Origin of the sequence: Pseudomonas sp. B2021, from assembly GCF_018135665.1 — a bacterium.
In the GTDB taxonomy this organism is placed as follows: Bacteria; Pseudomonadota; Gammaproteobacteria; order Pseudomonadales; family Pseudomonadaceae; genus Aquipseudomonas; species Aquipseudomonas lactis.
The window spans coordinates 3,600,655-3,617,881 of sequence record NZ_SMOF01000001.1 but is presented as its reverse complement, the minus strand read 5'-3'; the positions used below and the strand labels follow the sequence as shown (position 1 = coordinate 3,617,881).

At 59.4% G+C, this 17,227-nt stretch carries 14 protein-coding genes; 4 read left to right on the top strand and 10 right to left on the bottom strand.

What is annotated here, in order from left to right; genetic code table 11:
• Nucleotides 1-149: 149 nt before the first annotated feature.
• From E1K68_RS16065 to E1K68_RS16055, 3 genes are all read right to left on the bottom strand, one after another.
• Nucleotides 150-836: a GntR family transcriptional regulator gene (locus E1K68_RS16065; RefSeq protein ID WP_003190805.1), complete on the bottom strand. Its 687-nt coding sequence runs from the start codon at nucleotides 834-836 to the stop codon at nucleotides 150-152.
• A gap of 16 nt (nucleotides 837-852) precedes the next feature.
• Nucleotides 853-1,554 (bottom strand): FadR/GntR family transcriptional regulator, encoded by a 702-nt coding sequence (locus tag E1K68_RS16060; RefSeq protein WP_034135434.1) that lies wholly within the window; start codon nucleotides 1,552-1,554, stop codon nucleotides 853-855.
• A gap of 158 nt (nucleotides 1,555-1,712) precedes the next feature.
• Nucleotides 1,713-3,038 carry a C4-dicarboxylate transporter DctA gene (locus tag E1K68_RS16055; protein ID WP_169855370.1) on the bottom strand — a complete coding sequence of 442 codons (1,326 nt, stop codon included), beginning with the start codon at nucleotides 3,036-3,038 and terminating at the stop codon, nucleotides 1,713-1,715.
• A 215-nt stretch (nucleotides 3,039-3,253) separates the two neighbouring features.
• Here E1K68_RS16055 and E1K68_RS16050 point away from each other — a divergent pair, with 215 nt between their 5' ends.
• Entirely contained in the window at nucleotides 3,254-3,883 is a 630-nt protein-coding gene (locus E1K68_RS16050) for a DNA-3-methyladenine glycosylase I (protein ID WP_212614386.1), read from the top strand.
• Between the two features lie 127 nt (nucleotides 3,884-4,010).
• On the opposite strand, the gene E1K68_RS16045 is transcribed toward E1K68_RS16050, so the two are convergent.
• The gene (locus E1K68_RS16045; RefSeq protein WP_034135435.1) at nucleotides 4,011-4,412 is read right to left on the bottom strand and encodes a cupin domain-containing protein; all 402 of its coding nucleotides are present in this window, start codon (nucleotides 4,410-4,412) and stop codon (nucleotides 4,011-4,013) included.
• A gap of 84 nt (nucleotides 4,413-4,496) precedes the next feature.
• Complete coding sequence (locus tag E1K68_RS16040; RefSeq protein ID WP_212614385.1) at nucleotides 4,497-5,930, bottom strand: PLP-dependent aminotransferase family protein; 1,434 nt, start codon at nucleotides 5,928-5,930, stop codon at nucleotides 4,497-4,499.
• Nucleotides 5,931-6,127: 197 nt separating this feature from the next.
• On the opposite strand from E1K68_RS16040, the gene E1K68_RS16035 reads away from it, so the two are divergent.
• Together E1K68_RS16035 and E1K68_RS16030 are read left to right on the top strand one after the other, a co-directional pair.
• Nucleotides 6,128-9,490: a calcium-binding protein gene (locus E1K68_RS16035; protein WP_212614384.1), complete on the top strand. Its 3,363-nt coding sequence runs from the start codon at nucleotides 6,128-6,130 to the stop codon at nucleotides 9,488-9,490.
• Between the two features lie 24 nt (nucleotides 9,491-9,514).
• Nucleotides 9,515-11,257, top strand: a complete 1,743-nt coding sequence (locus tag E1K68_RS16030) for a hypothetical protein (protein ID WP_212614383.1) — start codon at nucleotides 9,515-9,517, stop codon at nucleotides 11,255-11,257.
• A gap of 44 nt (nucleotides 11,258-11,301) precedes the next feature.
• Here the strand turns inward: E1K68_RS16030 and E1K68_RS16025 are convergent, their stop codons facing one another.
• The 5 genes from E1K68_RS16025 to E1K68_RS16005 form a co-directional block, all read right to left on the bottom strand.
• Nucleotides 11,302-12,069 (bottom strand): SDR family oxidoreductase, encoded by a 768-nt coding sequence (locus E1K68_RS16025; RefSeq protein WP_003190816.1) that lies wholly within the window; start codon nucleotides 12,067-12,069, stop codon nucleotides 11,302-11,304.
• Nucleotides 12,070-12,090: 21 nt separating this feature from the next.
• Nucleotides 12,091-13,158 (bottom strand): phosphotransferase family protein, encoded by a 1,068-nt coding sequence (locus tag E1K68_RS16020; protein ID WP_056784620.1) that lies wholly within the window; start codon nucleotides 13,156-13,158, stop codon nucleotides 12,091-12,093.
• A gap of 129 nt (nucleotides 13,159-13,287) precedes the next feature.
• Nucleotides 13,288-14,241, bottom strand: a complete 954-nt coding sequence (locus E1K68_RS16015; RefSeq protein WP_003190818.1) for a 2-hydroxyacid dehydrogenase — start codon at nucleotides 14,239-14,241, stop codon at nucleotides 13,288-13,290.
• A 179-nt stretch (nucleotides 14,242-14,420) separates the two neighbouring features.
• The gene (locus E1K68_RS16010; RefSeq protein WP_183043778.1) at nucleotides 14,421-14,867 is read right to left on the bottom strand and encodes a hypothetical protein; all 447 of its coding nucleotides are present in this window, start codon (nucleotides 14,865-14,867) and stop codon (nucleotides 14,421-14,423) included.
• 53 nt (nucleotides 14,868-14,920) lie between these two features.
• On the bottom strand, nucleotides 14,921-15,421 hold the full coding sequence (locus E1K68_RS16005; protein ID WP_003190824.1) for a DUF4822 domain-containing protein: 501 nt from the start codon (nucleotides 15,419-15,421) through the stop codon (nucleotides 14,921-14,923).
• A gap of 415 nt (nucleotides 15,422-15,836) precedes the next feature.
• Here E1K68_RS16005 and E1K68_RS16000 point away from each other — a divergent pair, with 415 nt between their 5' ends.
• Nucleotides 15,837-17,114 carry a serine/threonine transporter gene (locus E1K68_RS16000; protein WP_056784632.1) on the top strand — a complete coding sequence of 426 codons (1,278 nt, stop codon included), beginning with the start codon at nucleotides 15,837-15,839 and terminating at the stop codon, nucleotides 17,112-17,114.
• Nucleotides 17,115-17,227 lie beyond the last annotated feature (113 nt).

The following is a 17,227-nucleotide window of genomic DNA, read 5'->3' as shown; positions in this document are numbered from 1 at the left end:
ATGCGGGGGCTTTTTGTTTGATCTGGAATGCGATCAATGTGGGAGCTGGCTTGCCTGCGATAGCGGCGGGTCAGTTAATAATTTGGTCACTGGTACACCGCTATCGCAGGAAAGCCAGCTCCCACAGTTTTAACTTTACTCACTTGGAGTCAGTGGTGTTTGAGTAGTCGGGTTTCCAGGTGATCCAGATGCTGGGTCATCAGGGCGACGGCCGTGTGAGCGTCGCGCTGTTCCACGGCATCCACAATCGCCACATGCTCCTGCCACGCGCAATAGGTGCAGGCCTTTGCTTCAAATTGCGCAATGATCAACGACGTCAACGGCACCAGGCTGTTGAGAAACTGTGCCAGCGGCGCGTTGCCTGCCATGTGCGCCAGTTGCAGATGAAACTCTCCCGAAAACCGGATCGCCGGGCCACGCTGGTCACGCTCAATGGCGTCGCGCTCCTGTGCAATCAGCTCGCGCAGTTGGCGAATCTGCATCGCGGTGGCCTGGGCGCAGGCCAGTTGCACCACGGTAATCTCGGTGAGGCGCCGGGCTTCCAGGATCTGCCGTGTGTGCTGGGCATCCGGCGCGGCGACCTGGGCGCGCTGGTTGGGGCGCAGGATGACCACTTGCTGATGGGACAGCTTGGCGAGTACCCGGCGTATCACGCTGCGGCTCACGCCAAAGAGCTCGCCCAGGCCTTCTTCGGTGAAGCGGCTGGCGGGCGCAATGCGTTGCTCAAGAATGGCGTCGAACAAGCGTGGGTAGATGTCGTCCACCGAGGGCTTTTTTTCGGGCGTCCAGCGTAAGGACGTGAGGGTGCAATTGCGTTGCAGGGCGTGAGCGTTCATGGCCGGTCTCCGAAAATCAACTGCCCAGATGGTCGTCCGGGATATTCAAGCGAATGCCCATGCGCAGGCCTTCCTGAAGGATGTGCCGGCGCATTTCGGCACTGGCCAGGGCGCTGTTCTTGTTGCGGATGGCGCGGACCACGGCTTCGTTCTCTTGAAGGCGTTCGGCCAGGTGTTCAGGGGAGTTGCGCAATACCTGAGCGCTTTGTTTGAGCGCGGTGCTGGTTTGCTGCACCACGTTCTGGAAGATCGGATTGGAGGTCAGGGCGAACAGCTCCTCATGGAAGTCGATATAGGCGTTCATGCCCGCTTCGGCATCGCCGGCATCCAGGGCTTCGCGCATGTCCATCAGGGTCAGGCGCAGTTGGCCGATTTCCTTGCTGCTGATGGACTGGGCTACCAAACCGACGATGAAAGGTTCGAGGGTGTAGCGCAGTTGCAGGATATCCTCGAGGCTGGCATCGGCCACGGCGTCGCTCGATTGCGGCTCGCTGACGCTGCTTTCCAGCACGACCACGCCTTTGCCCGGCATGGAGCGCACCAGGCCGAGGGTTTCCAGCACGATCACCGCTTCACGCAGGCTCGGGCGGCTGATGCCCAGCTGTTCGGCCAGTTCGCGTTGACCGGGCAGCATTTCACCGCGGCGCCACTGGCCTCGCGCCAAGGCGGCGCGCAGTTTTTCTACCACTGAATTGACGACGGTTGAAGTGCTGATCACGTCGAAGGCTCCTTGATGTTGCTCATACAGTATTCAGTCTGGCGAAGGTCCAAAGTGGGAGCTGGCTTGCCTGCGATGACTGAGTGTCAGGCACTACAGTTGACGCTGACCCACCGCTATCGCAGGCAAGCCAGCTCCCACATTGGATGGGTGTTGTCCTAGAACTCCTGATGCGCCGGCAGCACCGGTTTCTTGGCCTGGAAGGCATAGCCTTGCTGGCCGTCGAGCACCTTGTTGGCGCGCTGGATATCAATGTCTTTTTCCCAGCGCGCAATTGCCACGGTGGCCACGCAGTTGCCGATCAGGTTGGTCAGCGCCCGACCGATGCCCATGAACCAGTCCACCGCTAGCACCAATACCAGGCCGACCACCGGAATCGCGGGGATCGCCGTGAGCGTTGCCGCCAGAATCACCAGCGCCGAGCCTGGAATGCCATGGGCGCCCTTGGAGGTGATCAACGATACCAGGAGGATGGTCAACAAGTCGGTCATCGACAGCGGTGTGCCGGTGGCGTTGGCGATAAACACGATGGCCAGGGTCAGGTAGATGGAGAAACCGTCGAGGTTGAACGAGTAGCCAGTGGGAATCACCAAGCCCACGGTGGAGCTGCCAATGCCCAGGTGTTCCAGCTTGCGCATGATCTGCGGCAACACCGCGTCGGATGAAGCGGTGCCCATCACGATCAGCAGCTCTTCGCGCAGGTACTTGAGCAGCGGCAACATGCGCAGGCCCGACAGGCGCATCACCAGCCCGAGGATCACCGCCACGAAGGCAAAGCAGGTCAGGTAGAAAAGCCCCACCAGGCTGCCCAGATGTTGCAGCGAGTCCAGGCCATAGGTGCTGGTGGTGAAGGCGATGGCACCGAATACGCCAATCGGCGCCAGGCGCACGATCATGCCCATGATGCGGAAGATCACATGGCTCAATTCGTTGATCAGCCGCGAGATGCCACTGGCCGCTTCGCCCACCAGGTTCAGCGCGCTGCCGAACAGCACCGAAAACAACAGCACTTGCAGCACGTTGTTGTCGGCAAAGGCGCCGACCACCGAGTTGGGGATCAACTCCATCAGGAACTGGCTGGTGCCGCGGATGTGCTGGCCCTTGTCGGCCAGCTCATTCAAGCCGGCGGAAGAGAGTTGCTCCAGGTGAATATTGGCGCCGCTGCCAATGCCGGTGCTGAAGGCCATGATCAGGCCGAGCACCAGGGCGACGGTGGTGAGCATTTCAAAATAGATCACCGACTTTAGGCCGATGCGCCCGACCTTCTTCAAGTCGCCCGCGCCGGAAATACCGCTGACTACCACGCAGAACACGATCAGGCCAATCAGCATTTTGATCAGCTTGATAAAGCCGTCACCCAAGGGTTTGAGTTGCGAGGAGAATTCGGGAAGGGCCAGGCCGCAGGCGATGCCGAGCATCAGGCCAATCACGACTTGCAGGAAAATCGAACGCGAGCACCATCTGAGCATGGGAGGGATCTCTATTCGGTGCCCTGGTGGTTCCAGGGCTTAATTGTTGTGGTCTTACCGGTAAGTCCAGTGCGGGGCCAGTCTACGCTCGGTTTTTTTCAAATCACAAGAAAATATTTGGCGGTTGGCAGGTCCCGGTCTGACCAGTTGGTCGATAAGCACGATGCTTGAGCGGTTGGCGGGGATTAATTTTTTTTGCGTATCATCGCCTTCGGCATACGAGGTGATGGATGGACCAACCAGGGCTGACAACCGACGAAGCAGGGCGCATCTATTGCGCCTGGCGCACTGCAGCGCCTGCGTACCTGCATTACCACGACCACGAGTGGGGCGTGCCGGTGGCGGATGACATCGCGCTGTACGAGAAGATCTGCCTGGAGGGGTTTCAGGCGGGGATGGCGTGGATCACCATCCTGCGCAAGCGCGAAAACTTTCGCAAGGCGTTCGAGGGCTTTGATTTTCGCCGGGTGGCGCAGTACGGCGAGGCGGACATCGAGCGGTTGATGAGCGACCCGGGCATTGTGCGCAATCGCGCGAAGATCGTCTCGGCCATCAACAATGCACGCCGGGCCTGTGAACTGGTGGAGGAGACCGGCTCGCTGGCGCGCTGGCTGTGGGCGTTTGAGCCCTGCGCAGAAGAGCGGCCGGCAGTGGTGGATATGGCTTACTGGACGGCCAATCCAACGTCACCCGCTTCGGTACGGTTATCGAAAGCCTTGAAGAAGCGCGGCTGGACCTTTGTCGGCCCGACCACGATGTATGCGTTGATGCAGGCGATGGGGATGGTTAATGACCACTTGGAGGGTTGCGAGTGCCGCTCGCGTATTGAACACCTGCGCAACCTGTTCAAACGTCCCTGACCAGACACGGTTGAAACTGTGGGAGCTGGCTTGCCTGCGATAGCGGTGTATCAGCCAGCTCATCTTTTACTGGCCCACCGCTATCGCAGGCAAGCCAGCTCCCACAGGGGTTTTGTTGTGTTGCTGATTATTTGGGAAGTGGGGTGAGTACCTCAGCCTTGTCATCCAGCACCATCACCACCAGCAGTTTGGCCGGTTGGGTCTGGCTGGCATTGCTTGACTCAAAATGCCGCGAACCGGCCGGCTCGTAGAACGATTGCCCGGTTTTGTAGGTGATCGCCTTTTCATCATTGACCCGCGAGGTGATCTGGCCTTCGAGCACATACGCCACGGCGGTGCCGGTGTGGCTGTGGGGCACGGTGGCTTGGCCGGGGGCGTAGTCCACGGTGAGCATGATGGTTTTCTTGCCCGGCACGTTGGTCAAGGCGTGCTCTTGCAGCACCTTGAGCGTTTCCTGGTTGTAGACCGGGTCGTGGGCAAATGCACTGAGGGAGGCGAGCATCAGTGTGGCAGCGAATAAGCGTTTCATGAGGAGGGTTCCATCGGGTTCAAGACCGCTTCACCCTACGCCGCAGAGGGCCTGCCACCAATGACCAATGCGCCGGAAAACCGCCTAGCCAATCTGCAAGAGAATATCGCGGACCTTGTCCAGCGCCGGGTCAATGTCCAGGGTCTCGATGGCACCGAACCCCAGAATCAGCCCCGAGCGCACCGGCAGGTCGTGAAAGAACACCTCCAGGGGATACAACCCCACCTCGACCTCACGCGCCCGTTCCATCAGTAAGGGAATATTCACCGGCACCTTGCACAGCGCCGCCAGATGAAAGCCTGCCACCGTCGGTACTGCCTCGAACCACGGCGACAGATCGCCCGCCAGACGCTGCAATATGCGTTCGCGACGCCCCGCATAGAGGCTGTGACAGCGACGAATATGCTTGAGCAGGTAGCCTTCGCTGATGAACTTGGCCAGTGCCCACTGCGGCAAGGTAGCGCTGTGCTGGTCGGTCAGTTTCTTGGCCTTGAGCACCGCGCCGTAGATGGCCGGCGGCAGCACCGCATAGCCCAGGCGTAACTCCGGCGACAGGGTTTTGGAGAAGGTGCCGACGTAGGTGACCACGCCTCGGGTATCCATGCTTTGCAGGGAGTCAGTGGGGCGGCCTTCGTAGCGGAATTCGCTGTCGTAATCGTCTTCAATGATGATCGCGCCGAGCGCAATGGCGCGGTCCAGCAGGGCCTCGCGCCGCGCCTGGCTCATGGGCATGCCAAGGGGGAATTGGTGGGACGGCGTCACATAGATCAAGCGGGTGCCATCCGGGATCTGGTCGACCTGCAGGCCCTCTTTGTCGACGGCCACACTGGCAACATTGGCGCCCATCGCGACGAACAATTGGCGTGCGGGGCTGTAGCCAGGGTCTTCCATCGCGACCAGGCTGCCGGGCTCAAGCACCACGCGGGCAATCAGGTCCAGCGCCTGCTGTGCCCCGTTGGTGACCACGATATCGCGGGCCCCGCATTTGACCCCGCGAGAAAACGCAATATGCCCGGCGATGGCTTCGCGCAGGGCGGGCACGCCTTCTGGCTGGCTGTAAAAACCACTGTTCTGGGCGATACGACGCAACGCATCCTGGGTACAACGCCGCCATTCGTCCTGGGGGAAGTGGTGGCGTGTCGTCGCACCGCCGATAAATTCGTAGCGCAGGATATCGTCACGGGCGGGGTGGCCCATGGGCGAGGGCAGTGCGGCCCATTTGCCCAGGTTGGCGGCGCACGCCAGGTCGGTGGCGGTTTGCACGCGGTCGGGTTGCGGCGCCCACGCATTGACGAAAGTGCCGCGGCCGATCTTGCCAACCAGCAGGCCCTCATAGGTCAAGGTGGCGTAGGTATCCGACACCGTCTTGCGCGAGATGCCCAGTTGTTCGGCGAGCAGTCGGCTGGGGGGCAGCTGTGCGCCTGCCGACAGCCGCCCGGTGGCGATGGCTTCGCGCAACTGCTGGTAGAGCTGTTCGGCCAGGTCCTTGCGGCCATTGATGACTACGTGCAGTTCCATGTTTGCTCCCAAGGTTTGGCTCGGCGCCAAGGTTACTCGCTCGTAATGCGGGCTCAAAAGGGTCTCTGTGTAAATCGTCCGCACGCATAGACATCTACAGCTGCAAAGAGCGCGTTGGCCGCGATCATGTCCCTGTTGCAGGCTCTGGATGCCTGCAGCCAGCGTTATTCAATGGTATGGCATAGGGAATAAGACTCATGGCGACAAGCGAACCACCTGCAAAGAAAAGGTATCCGACTTTGCTCGCGCTCGATCAGCGCTTGGGCCCGCTGATTGTTGGAGAGCTGACTCTTCAGCGCGCGGACCTGGCCGCCATGGGCGCCAGCATGTCGGGCAAGCCCCTGAGAGCCAGACACTTGGACGTGCGCGAGGCCGATCAGACGCTGCTTGATTCGATCCGTTTCTCGGTGCCTGAGCTGCAGCGCTATCTAAGCACCGCAGATTCGGTCAGCGGCAGCAGCGCTGCTCTATTATTCGAGTTCGCGGCGTTGCGCTCGGTACAGGCCCCGCCATTGCTGCTGCCTGAGGCGGGTGGGGAGCATTCGGGGGCAATGGACAAGCTCGACAGCCTGCTGTGCAAGGTGCAAAAAACCAACCTCAACCAAGTGTCGCAGTTGGAAGGGATGCCTCAATGGGTAGAGCCGAAGAAAAGCCGAAGCCTGGCGTTGATAGGCGCCGGGCTTGGGGTTTACGGGTATTACAGTGCAATCAGCGCGTTGACCGATGCGATCAAGACTGGCGACATCGACGAGACGGTAGTCACCGGTGCTGAGCTGTTCGCCAATCTGACGGGGGAGGCACTGGAGCTGGCGCTTGAGCGGTTCGGCAAGCGGATGCTGGAAAACGGTCGGAAGGTGTTCGCGGGCTTTAACGCCAGTACGTTGGGCAAGATCATGCAGCGGGGCGCGAGCCTGTTTGCCTTGGTACTGACCCTGCCTTTTGACATCATCAGTGCCCAGAAATCGCTTGCCAAAGCGGCGAAAAGTACCGGCAAAGAAGCACTGGACCATTACGTGAGCGCCGGCTTCACTATCCTGGGGGCAAGCATCAGCGTGATCCTCAGTGTTGCAGCAGCAGCCGGTTTCAGCGTTGCCGGCCCGCTGGGTATCGCTGCAGCTGTGGTGTTGATGCTGGGGATGCAGCTCTATTCTGCGGTTCGTCAGGTGGATGAAATTGATGATTACATCGAGCTGAGTATCGTTGAGCGCCTGCAGGCCGGGTGGTTGGCGTTTCAAGGCCGGGAGCCGCAGCGAGACGTGCGTGACCGGTACGTTCTGGCAAAAATGCAAAAGCAGCATGCGCAGCAACTGACAAGCCAGGCCGAAGCCTGGCTGATGGGTGCGCTCAAGGGCACCGTACAGGCGGTGGTAAATGGCCGGTTTGAGGTACGCCTGAATCCGGTACGCCATTGGAAGCGTCGATGGAATGAAGCCGAGGGCGAGGATGCCTACATCGACACCAATGAACCAACGGTCGTTGACCTGGATGACGATGTGGATGCTTCAAACACCCCGGTTGACCAGATTCCAGGCGTGGTGTCTGGCAGTCAATGGGTGAATGCTGCTGTGCTCTGGCGACTGGGGGGCGGTAACGACAAGGTCAAAGGCTTGACCGACAACCCGAATATTTTTCAGTTCGGCGCAGGCCACAAGCAACTCACCGGCGGCGCGAAAGCTGATGTGTTCACGTATGAGATACCGGCGGGCACACTGGATGCAGCGCTCGCGAATGGCCCGGTCAGTGAACTGTATGGCGGGGCCGGCAGCGATACGCTCAATTTGTCCAACTCGGCAACCTATCAGGAAGGGGCGCAAGGTTATGCCATTGATCTGCAGGCAGGCACTGTCGCTCGGCGCAAAGACCTCGGCACCCCGACGCCTCATCACTCGATTAGCCTGGATTCGATTGAAAACGTCTCGACTCCGGCTGGCGTTGCCAACCATGTCAAAGGTTCGGCCCAGGCCAATACGGTGATCGCCGAGGGTGATAATGATCGTGTCGAGGCAGGAGATGGTAATGATACGGTGGTAGTGCTGGGCGCCAACGCGTGGGTCGATGGGGGCGCGGGCAAGGATCGCTACGTCATTGCCAGCAACCGCGGCACCGTGACCCTTAAGGATCAGGACTGGGCGGAAGGTGCTGTGATTGAAATGCGCTGGCCATTGGCTGCGATCGCCAGTTGGCGTATCCAAGAGTGCGCGCTGGTTATTGTAGTCTGGCGCGGCGATGACGGCGAACTGCCACAGCACGTGATCAGGCTTGAGCAGCTGTATACGCGCAGCGACAGCCAGCGGCGGTTGAACACGCACAACCTGCTGTTTGTCACGCAAGACGGCTACATGCTTGAGCCGATCCTCACACCTGTATTGGCTGGCGAGGAAGATGTCAGCGTCGCGGTTGCCGTGCGAGGAGGTGGCCAGGATCTCACTATGGACAAGGTGCTGAGCGCCGGAGAGTTCGTGGTGCCCTATGGGCGTTCGAGCCGCTGCTTCATTGAGCGTGGGCCGAGCAGGAAGGAGGTGGCTGTTCGCCTCAAAGGCGACACCACGGCTTGCATGTTGTACGTGGATTACTCGTCGCGCGAGCTGCTGCAAGCCTTGGCCGAATACCGTGTGACCTTGCGCCGGGTTGGTCATTTCGATTCGCTGACCTACAGCGATGTGAGGTTAACCCTCACATTCACCGATGGCGGGCAATTGGTTCTCGCCAACTACGCCAGCGATCGATCTTCGACGCGCACCAACGTGACGTCCAACATCATTGCGGTCAGCTTGAAGCTTGATTGTCGATTCGAACTGGTCATGAACGATGGCGTCTCCTATCGGGTTCAGGCTGCTCAGCAAACTTACGCCCAAGACCGTGCTTCGCCTGGTTTCAATACCTTCGACGGCCGTTCGGCTCTGGTCAAGCGTGTAGGCACCCATCCGTTTTTTCGGCCGCACAGCGCCAAAGGTGTCTGGTTGCAGTCGGTGCCTCAGAAAATCGTGATCCCGGCACCGCCGCATTACCAGAAGTCGTACGCGTTGCTGGGGCGGGCCTCCACTTATGAAGTGGTGCCCAGCACCGGTTCAACAATTTGCCTGTCCACGCCGGGCGCACTGGCGAAACAGTCGAATGCATCGTTTTGGCGAATCAACACTGCAAGCCTTGGCGAACTGATCGAGCAACGGCATATCGTACTGACCAACGACACATTGAAGGTCGGCAGTGTGACTGTGAGCCTGCCACCGATGACAGACCCTTCGGTGCCGCTGGAACAGGTCAGCGTGCACACCAAACAGGGCGAGCAGTACGACATCCGACAGGACCTGGGCGCTGTTTATCTGGCGCAACTGGACGCTGCGCCATACGCAACCGTAGACGCAGTGTTCGGCGCGCTGCGCCGCTCTCGCCAGTGGGCGACGTTGATGGTGCGCCAGCTGCGTGTGATCGGCCTGGCGCTGAAGGACGGTACGGTATCGGGCATTCATTACGACGCAGGTCGCGACTGTTGGGGAGCGGACCTGGAACCCCAGCGTAACGTTACGTCGTCGGACCTGCGGTTCACGCGGGTTGCGTGAGCATCAATTCAAAAGGACTTTTTCATGCAACAGAATACTAACTCGCCCCGAACTGCCTCAGGTTCTTCCTCGCGTGTGGGCTCGGGTGCCGACACCTTTATGGTCAGGGATTACGGCGCGCCGAGTCGCAGTGCCGCAGCGGTTAATCAAGGCACGCTACGTGCGCAATTCGCCGATGCCGATAGGTACGGGATACCGCAAATAAGTGCTTTGGATGTGCCAGGGCCTACGCCGCCGCAGGCTGTGCTGGTGACCGGCGATACGCTTGGCGCCGCGGATGCCGAGGGCGTTCGTCATGCGGGTGGTCGCAGTTATGTCGACCTGACCACCGGAGAAACAGTGCAAGTGGTCTACGACCCGGCAAGTGGGGGTTATCACCCACGTTTGCCTTATCAACTGGCGGCCAGCTCTGCTGTTGTGCAGCGGATGGCTGGAGCTTGCACCTGGACAAGTTCGACGCCTGCAACACATTCCCGCGCCATGTCGATGCCCAGTCCCACGCCTGCAAGCGTGCGCCTGTACCCACAGTGGGATTTGCACAGCTATGACGCCAGTGGTGCGGGCGCAACGCAAGGGGCTGTCATCCCGGGAAAAAAGAACTATCTCATTGGCGGGCAGACCTACTACGGCGATACGCAATTTTCGTTGGACTACTATCGGGTGGGCATGAGCAAACTCCACCGGTTTAATGACCGTGGCAAGTGGGTGGTGAGTGGCGCCATTGCCGAAGACGGCATGGTTCAGATCCACGGCGACCCGGCTGCCACCTATCTGTATATAGGCAATGTACTGGCTCGCATCCAGGTCGATAGCGCCAGAAATAAGTATCAACTAGTCGCTGCCGCACAAAGCGGCCTGCCCGGTATTTTTCTGGATCCCGGTGGCAGCCGGGCGTCGTGGGTACCCGAAATGCGCCTGGACAGTATTGGCGACATCATCAGCGCTGCGCGCAAGCGCCTGGGTTACAGCGCTGTTACCAGTGACATGAGCCAGGGCTTGATGTCGACCATGGACAAGCAGACGTACTGCTACATGCGCCAGTATGCGCGGCAGATGATTGCATTCGACAACGCCCATATTCGCAACGCGCCGGTGCAGTATCGAGATCGCTTGATCGATGCGCACATCTGGCGCCATGGTTATCCCTATGACCGTCTGCTGCTCGGGATGCGCGCCAGGGCCGAGCGCACAGCATTACCCCTGGGCATCGTGCAGTTCGATCCCTTTCAGGGCATGGCCACCGTTGCCCCACGACGAGAGGGAGGGATCAATGTGGGCGCCGTTCTCCAGAACGACCAGCTTTACTATCCCCAACGGCAGAGGACCCCAGATGAGCAACAGCTGCTTGATCAATGGAAGGCCCTGAATACCACCGATGAAAATATATTGCGGGGGCAGGCCAACGAAAAAATGTACCAAGCGCTGCTTGAAAACGATGGCTATCGAATCATTCCTGGTGGAACTTATGGCGGTGGTCAGAATGGTTTTGATCTGGTGTTCAAAGGGCCAGCGGATGATGTTTATGTGCTTGAGGTCAAGCATGCCAAAAGCGGCAGCACCAGCATGGCCAAGGTCAATCCTGATTACCAGATGGAAGATGGTTGGGTTGCGAGGGTTTTAAGCAGGCTGGATGCAAATGATCCAGGCGCCGGACAGGTGGTCGAGGAGGCGCTGAGGCGTCAACGGCTGTTCAAAGTGATTGGTGCAACCTTGCCAGACGGCAAGCTGGTGTTGTTCAAGATCGATATGAGCGCTGTGCGTGCCTGATGGCAAACGGGCCAGCCCGTCTGCCACCGGCGGCGCCTGTGGCTTCAGGACAAGAAACCACCGTCCACATTCAGCGAAACGCCGGTGGTGTAGCTTGACGCGTCACTGGCCAGGTACAGCACCGCACCGGCCATTTCGCTGGGGGCGGCGACGCGCTTGAGCGGGATTTGCGCCAAGGCCATTTTCAGGATCGAATCGTTCTTGACCAGCGCCGAGGCGAACTTGGTATCGGTCAGGCCCGGCAGCAGGGCATTGCAACGGATGCCAAAGGCGGCACATTCCTTGGCAAATACTTTGGTCATGTTGATCACGGCGGCCTTGGTCACCGAGTAGATGCCCTGGAACACGCCCGGCGAGATGCCGTTGATCGAGGCCACGTTGATGATGCTGCCGCCGCCGTTCTCGCGCATCAGCTTGCCGGCTTCCACCGACATGAAGAAGTAGCCACGGATATTCACATCAACGGTCTTCTGGAATGCACCCAGGTCGGTGTCCAGTACGTTGCAGAACTGCGGGTTGGTGGCGGCGTTGTTGACCAGGATATCCAGGCGGCCGAACTGTTCGCGGATGCCGGCGAACACCTGGGTGATCTGCTCCATTTCACCAATATGGCAGGCAATGGCCGTGGCTTTGCCGCCGTCGGCGATGATCGCATCAGCCACGTGCTGGCAGCCCTCCAGCTTACGGCTGGAGACAATCACATGGGCACCTTGCTGGGCCAGTAACTTGGCGATGGCCTCACCGATGCCACGGCTGGCGCCGGAAACAAACGCAATCTTGCCGTCGAGGTCGAACAGGTTGGTCTTGGACATGAGGGTTCCTTGTAGTTGCACTCAGAGCGCTGATTTGCCGATGACATTCAGGCTCATCTGCTCCAGCAGTTTGTTCATGTGGATGAACTGCGCGAAGCGTTTGTCCTGGGTCTGGCCATGGAAGAAGCGGTAGTAAATCTGCTGCACAATCCCGGCCAGGCGGAACAGGCCGTAGGTGTAATAGAAATCGAAATTGTCGATCTGGATGCCGGAGCGCTCGGCGTAGTAGTCGACAAACTGGCGGCGGGTGAGCATGCCGGGGGCGTTGCTCGGCTGGCGGCGCATCAGTTGCACTGGGGCCGGGTCCGCGGCCTCGATCCAGTAGGCGAGGGTGTTGCCCAGGTCCATCAGCGGGTCGCCCAGGGTGGTGAGTTCCCAGTCCAGCACGCCGATGATCTGCATCGGGTTGTGCGGGTCGAGGATCACGTTGTCGAAGCGGTAATCGTTGTGCACGATGCTGGAGGTGGGGTGATCGGCTGGCATCTTGTCGTTGAGCCAGGCGCGTACCGCCTCCCACTTTGGTGCATCGGGCGTCAGGGCTTTTTCATAGCGCTCGCTCCAGCCGCGAATCTGCCGCGCCACGTAGCCTTCGGGCTTGCCCAGGTCGGCCAGGCCGCAGGCGGTGTAGTCGACCTGGTGCAGTTCGACGAATTTGTCGATAAAGCTTTTGCACAAGGCTTCGGTGCGGGTGGCGTCCAGGCCCAGTTCAGCCGGCAGGTCGGACCGCAGGATGATGCCGTTGACGCGCTCCATCACATAGAACTCGGCACCAATCACCGATTCATCGGTGCAGTGCACATAGGCTTTGGGGCAGTACGGGAAGCCATCTTTAAGCTGGTTGAGAATGCGGTATTCGCGGCCCATGTCGTGGGCAGACTTGGCCTTGTGGCCAAACGGTGGGCGACGCAGCACAAATTCCTGGCCGGGGTATTCCAGCAGGTAGGTCAGGTTCGACGCACCGCCCGGAAACTGGCTGATGGTGGGCGTGCCATCCAAGCCCGGGATATGGGCCTTGAGGTAGGGATCGATCAGGCTGGCATCAAGTTCTTCGCCTGGGCGAATCTGGGTCGATTGGTCGTTCAGCGCCATGCTTATCCCTTCTGCTTATTCTAAAGGCCTTGGACTATTTCCTAATCTAATGCGCACACCCGCCCAGCGACAAGGTCGGGGCGGCTTAATAGGTTAGCGTGTTGAAGCGTGATCAGCGTGCCTGATCGGTCATTTTGCCGGCGCTGGCAAGGCTACCGGTGTAAGCACGGGGCGGCCGGCAAAGTATTCCACCAGGTTGTCAGCGACGCGCTGCACCGTGTCATGGACCGCTTCCGGGGACAGCCCGGCCACGTGGGACGTCAGCACGGTATTGCTCAGGCGCTTGAGGGCATCGGGCACTGCGGGTTCATCGTCAAATACGTCCAGCGCGGCGCCGCCGATGCGTCGCTGTTCCAGCGCGGCGACCAGGTCGGCGGTCACCACCACGCTGCCGCGGCCAATATTGATCAGAAAACCGTGCGGCCCCAGGGCGTCCAGAGCGTGGCGGTCGATCAGGTGGCGAGTGCTGGCACCGCCGGGCGTGGCCAGCACCAGGAAGTCCGAGGTGCGCGCCAGCTCCACGGCCGTCGCACAGTAGGTGTAATCCACGTCATCGCGGGGTTGGCGGTTGTGATAACTCACCTCCATGCCGAACCCCAGGGCGGCGCGCCGCGCAATCTCCATGCCCACCGCGCCCAGCCCGACAATCCCCAGGTGTTTACCGCTGATGGAAGGGCGCATCACCTTCGGCCATTCGCCGCGCCGTACCGCCGCATCTGTCTGGGGAATGCCACGCACCAGTGATAGCAACAACGCCATGGCGTGATCAGCCACTGAAGGGGCGTTTACGCCAGCGCCGTTGGTGACCACAATCCCACGGTTGCTCGCCGCCTGCAGGTCTACATGCTCGTAGCCGGCACCGATCACGCAAATGATCTCCAGCAGGGGCAGTGCGGCGATTTCCTCGGCGTAAAGCCCCAGCGGGCCACGGGTCAGCACAGCCTGGATCTGCCCACCATGGGCCTTGATCGCCTGCGCGCGTTCAGCGGGCGTCGGCGCCAGGATCACATGAAAGTCACTGCTTTCGATGATTTGCAGGTATTCGTTGATGGTTTCAACCAGGACCAGAACAGTGGTGGGCATCGCAAGGCTCTTCCTGAAGGATTTGAGAGCATGAGTATGCACCGAACCTACCCGTTATTGCGCTGACCTCCCGCAAGAATGCTGGATGAGTCAAACACTGGCTATTGCGCAGAACGCCATACGCGGCGAGCTGCGCAATCCAAGCGTGGGAAGCTCGGTGGCTTAGCTGAGGGCACCCATTATTCAGCCGTCCCCGCCTGCCGTGCCTGGGCTTGCTCTCTCTGGGCTATCGGCATGAAATCGTATGTGGGGAAGAACTCTGTCTTGTATGCACCCCACGCCGTGTTCTCGATGGCGAGGTTGACCGCCGCCAGACGCGACGCCGGCAGGCGCAACACGATGACTTGCCCGATGCCCATGGTGATATTCCAGCTGACGACTTCTACACCTGCGGGCGGGAATACCTTGTGAAATTCCTGCTTGGCCAGTTGGGCTTTTAATTCACCCAGCGGTCGGGATTGATCGTGTTTAAGAAAGACGGTCAACATCACTGCGTTATCGGAGGTGGCGGCGACATTTTTTGCTGTCGGGGCCGCATTAGCACGTACCTCGGATGCAGTGGGTAACAGCGTGGCCGCCAACAGTGCGGGTATTAACATTGACTTCAGGTGCGTGTGTATATTCATATTGAAGTGCCTCGTTTGTTATTGATTTTTATGGTTGGCGATAAGTGAATTGATTAGTTTGACATCTGAGTCTTTATCGGCCCGCTGTAAGGCGCGTGCACCACGTAGATTCGAACGGGCGGGTTAGTTGCTACCATGTCGCGCGGGACTTCGCGAGAATAAGTAAATTCAGTGTTATCCAGTTTTTCCAACCTTCTGACGATGGTGCGGTGAGGGCCCAGGTCGGGTACCAGGATGTGGGTCTGTTTGTCGCCAGTGACCATAAAATAGCCGCCCCCACCGTCAGGGTGTTTCGAGCGCCCCGTATCGGTATAGAAGAACTCATAACGATTGCGTTGTGGGTCCCACATGGAAATGCCAACCACGCCGGGGTACTTGGCTTTGACGTCGTTTTGTGGTTCGCCCTCTATATAAACCTTAGTCGTCAGCCATTGAGGCGAAGAGGCCAAGGCACGAATGTCCACCTCGGGCTCAACAGGTGTCGCGTGACTTGACTGGGCGCCTAATAACCCCGCAAAAAATAAGCCGGCAAAAGTAGCGGTGAGTTTTCGCATCATCAAACTCCTTAAACGTGGATTCAGTGGTGTTGTCGTATTTTTGATCGGTGCGCGAAGATATTAGTGTGTGAATTTGTGCAGGCTCAATACCTGTGTATGGTTCTGAAACAGTTGAGGTGTTGTAGGGTTAAGAATATGACTTTTAAGCGGGCAAGTTCTGAACTTATTGTCGGAATCTTCTTGTAAGTTTGACGTGTTAGAGGAAAAAGCAGGGCTGTTCGTACGGCACCTCGGTCATCCAGATCCTTTACGAATAGCCGCCCTTGAACAGATGCACCGCCTAACCATTGCTCAGCTAAGTCTTTGCTTCTCCAAGAGAATCCCGGACAATCCGGCCCTTGTTTCGGCCAGGGCGCTGCCTGTCAGGTTTTTCTGACTCGTGCTGGCCGTGTGAATGCGGAGATCCGACCGGATGAATGATCAGGCCAATAGCGTCGACGAACGCTATGCAACGACACCTGCAACGCTCACAAGCTGGAGCCGCCAGGACACTACCTGGATGCTCGGGCTATTCGGTACCGCCATTGGCGCCGGTACTTTGTTCTTGCCTATCAACGCGGGCCTGGGGGGCTTCTGGCCGCTGGTGATCCTGGCGTTGCTGGCCTTCCCGATGACGTTCTTTGCCCACCGTGGGCTGACCCGTTTCGTACTGTCCGGCCGTGAAGGTTCCGACATCACCGACGTGGTTGAAGAGCATTTCGGTATCAAGGCCGGTGCGCTGATCACCTTGCTGTACTTCTTTGCGATCTTCCCGATCCTGCTGATCTACAGCGTGGCGCTGACCAATACCGTCAGCAGCTTCATGGAGCACCAGCTGCATATCCTGCCGCCGCCCCGGGCCATCCTGGCGTTTGTGTTGATCCTGGGTTTGCTGGCCGTGGTGCGTTGCGGTGAGCAAGTGATCGTCAAGGCCATGAGCTTGATGGTGTACCCGTTTATTGTGGCCTTGCTGTTCCTGGCCGTGTACCTGGTGCCGCACTGGAATGGTGGCATTCTCAGCACCGCCAGTGAGGTGCCGGCACCGTCGGCGCTGCTCAATACGCTATGGCTGGCGATTCCGGTGATGGTGTTCTCGTTCAACCACTCGCCGATCATCTCGGCCTTCGCGGTGGACCAGAAGCGCCAGTACGGCGCACACGCCGAGGAGCGCAGTTCGCAGATCCTCTCCCGCGCGCACCTGCTGATGGTGGCGATGGTGCTGTTCTTTGTGTTCAGTTGCGTGCTGACCCTGTCGCCCGCACAGTTGGCGGAAGCGAAAGCGCAGAACCTGTCGATCCTGTCGTACCTGGCCAACCACTTCGATAACCCGACGATTGCCTTTGCCGCACCGTTGATTGCGTTCGTGGCGATTGCCAAGTCGTTCCTGGGCCACTACATCGGCGCCAGCGAGGGCCTCAAGGGTCTGGTGGTCAAGACTGGCCGCCGCCCGGCACCCAAGACCCTGGACCGCATGACAGCAGCCTTCATGCTGGTGGTGTGCTGGATCGTCGCCACGCTTAACCCGAGCATCCTCGGCATGATCGAGACCCTGGGTGGGCCGGTGATTGCGTCGATTCTGTTCCTGATGCCGATGTACGCCATCCGCAAGGTGCCGGCCATGGCCAAGTACCGTGGGCAGGCGTCGAATGTGTTTGTGACTGCGGTTGGTTTGGTTGCCATTACGGCGTTGGTGTATTCGCTGCTTGCCTGAGCCCTGATGCGGTCTATCTGACTGTCCAGCATAGGTATCTACACAACTTTGTGGGGTGCAGCAGACGGTAACCACGATGCGAAGCGAGCCGCTCTTGATCTTGCTCTTGATCT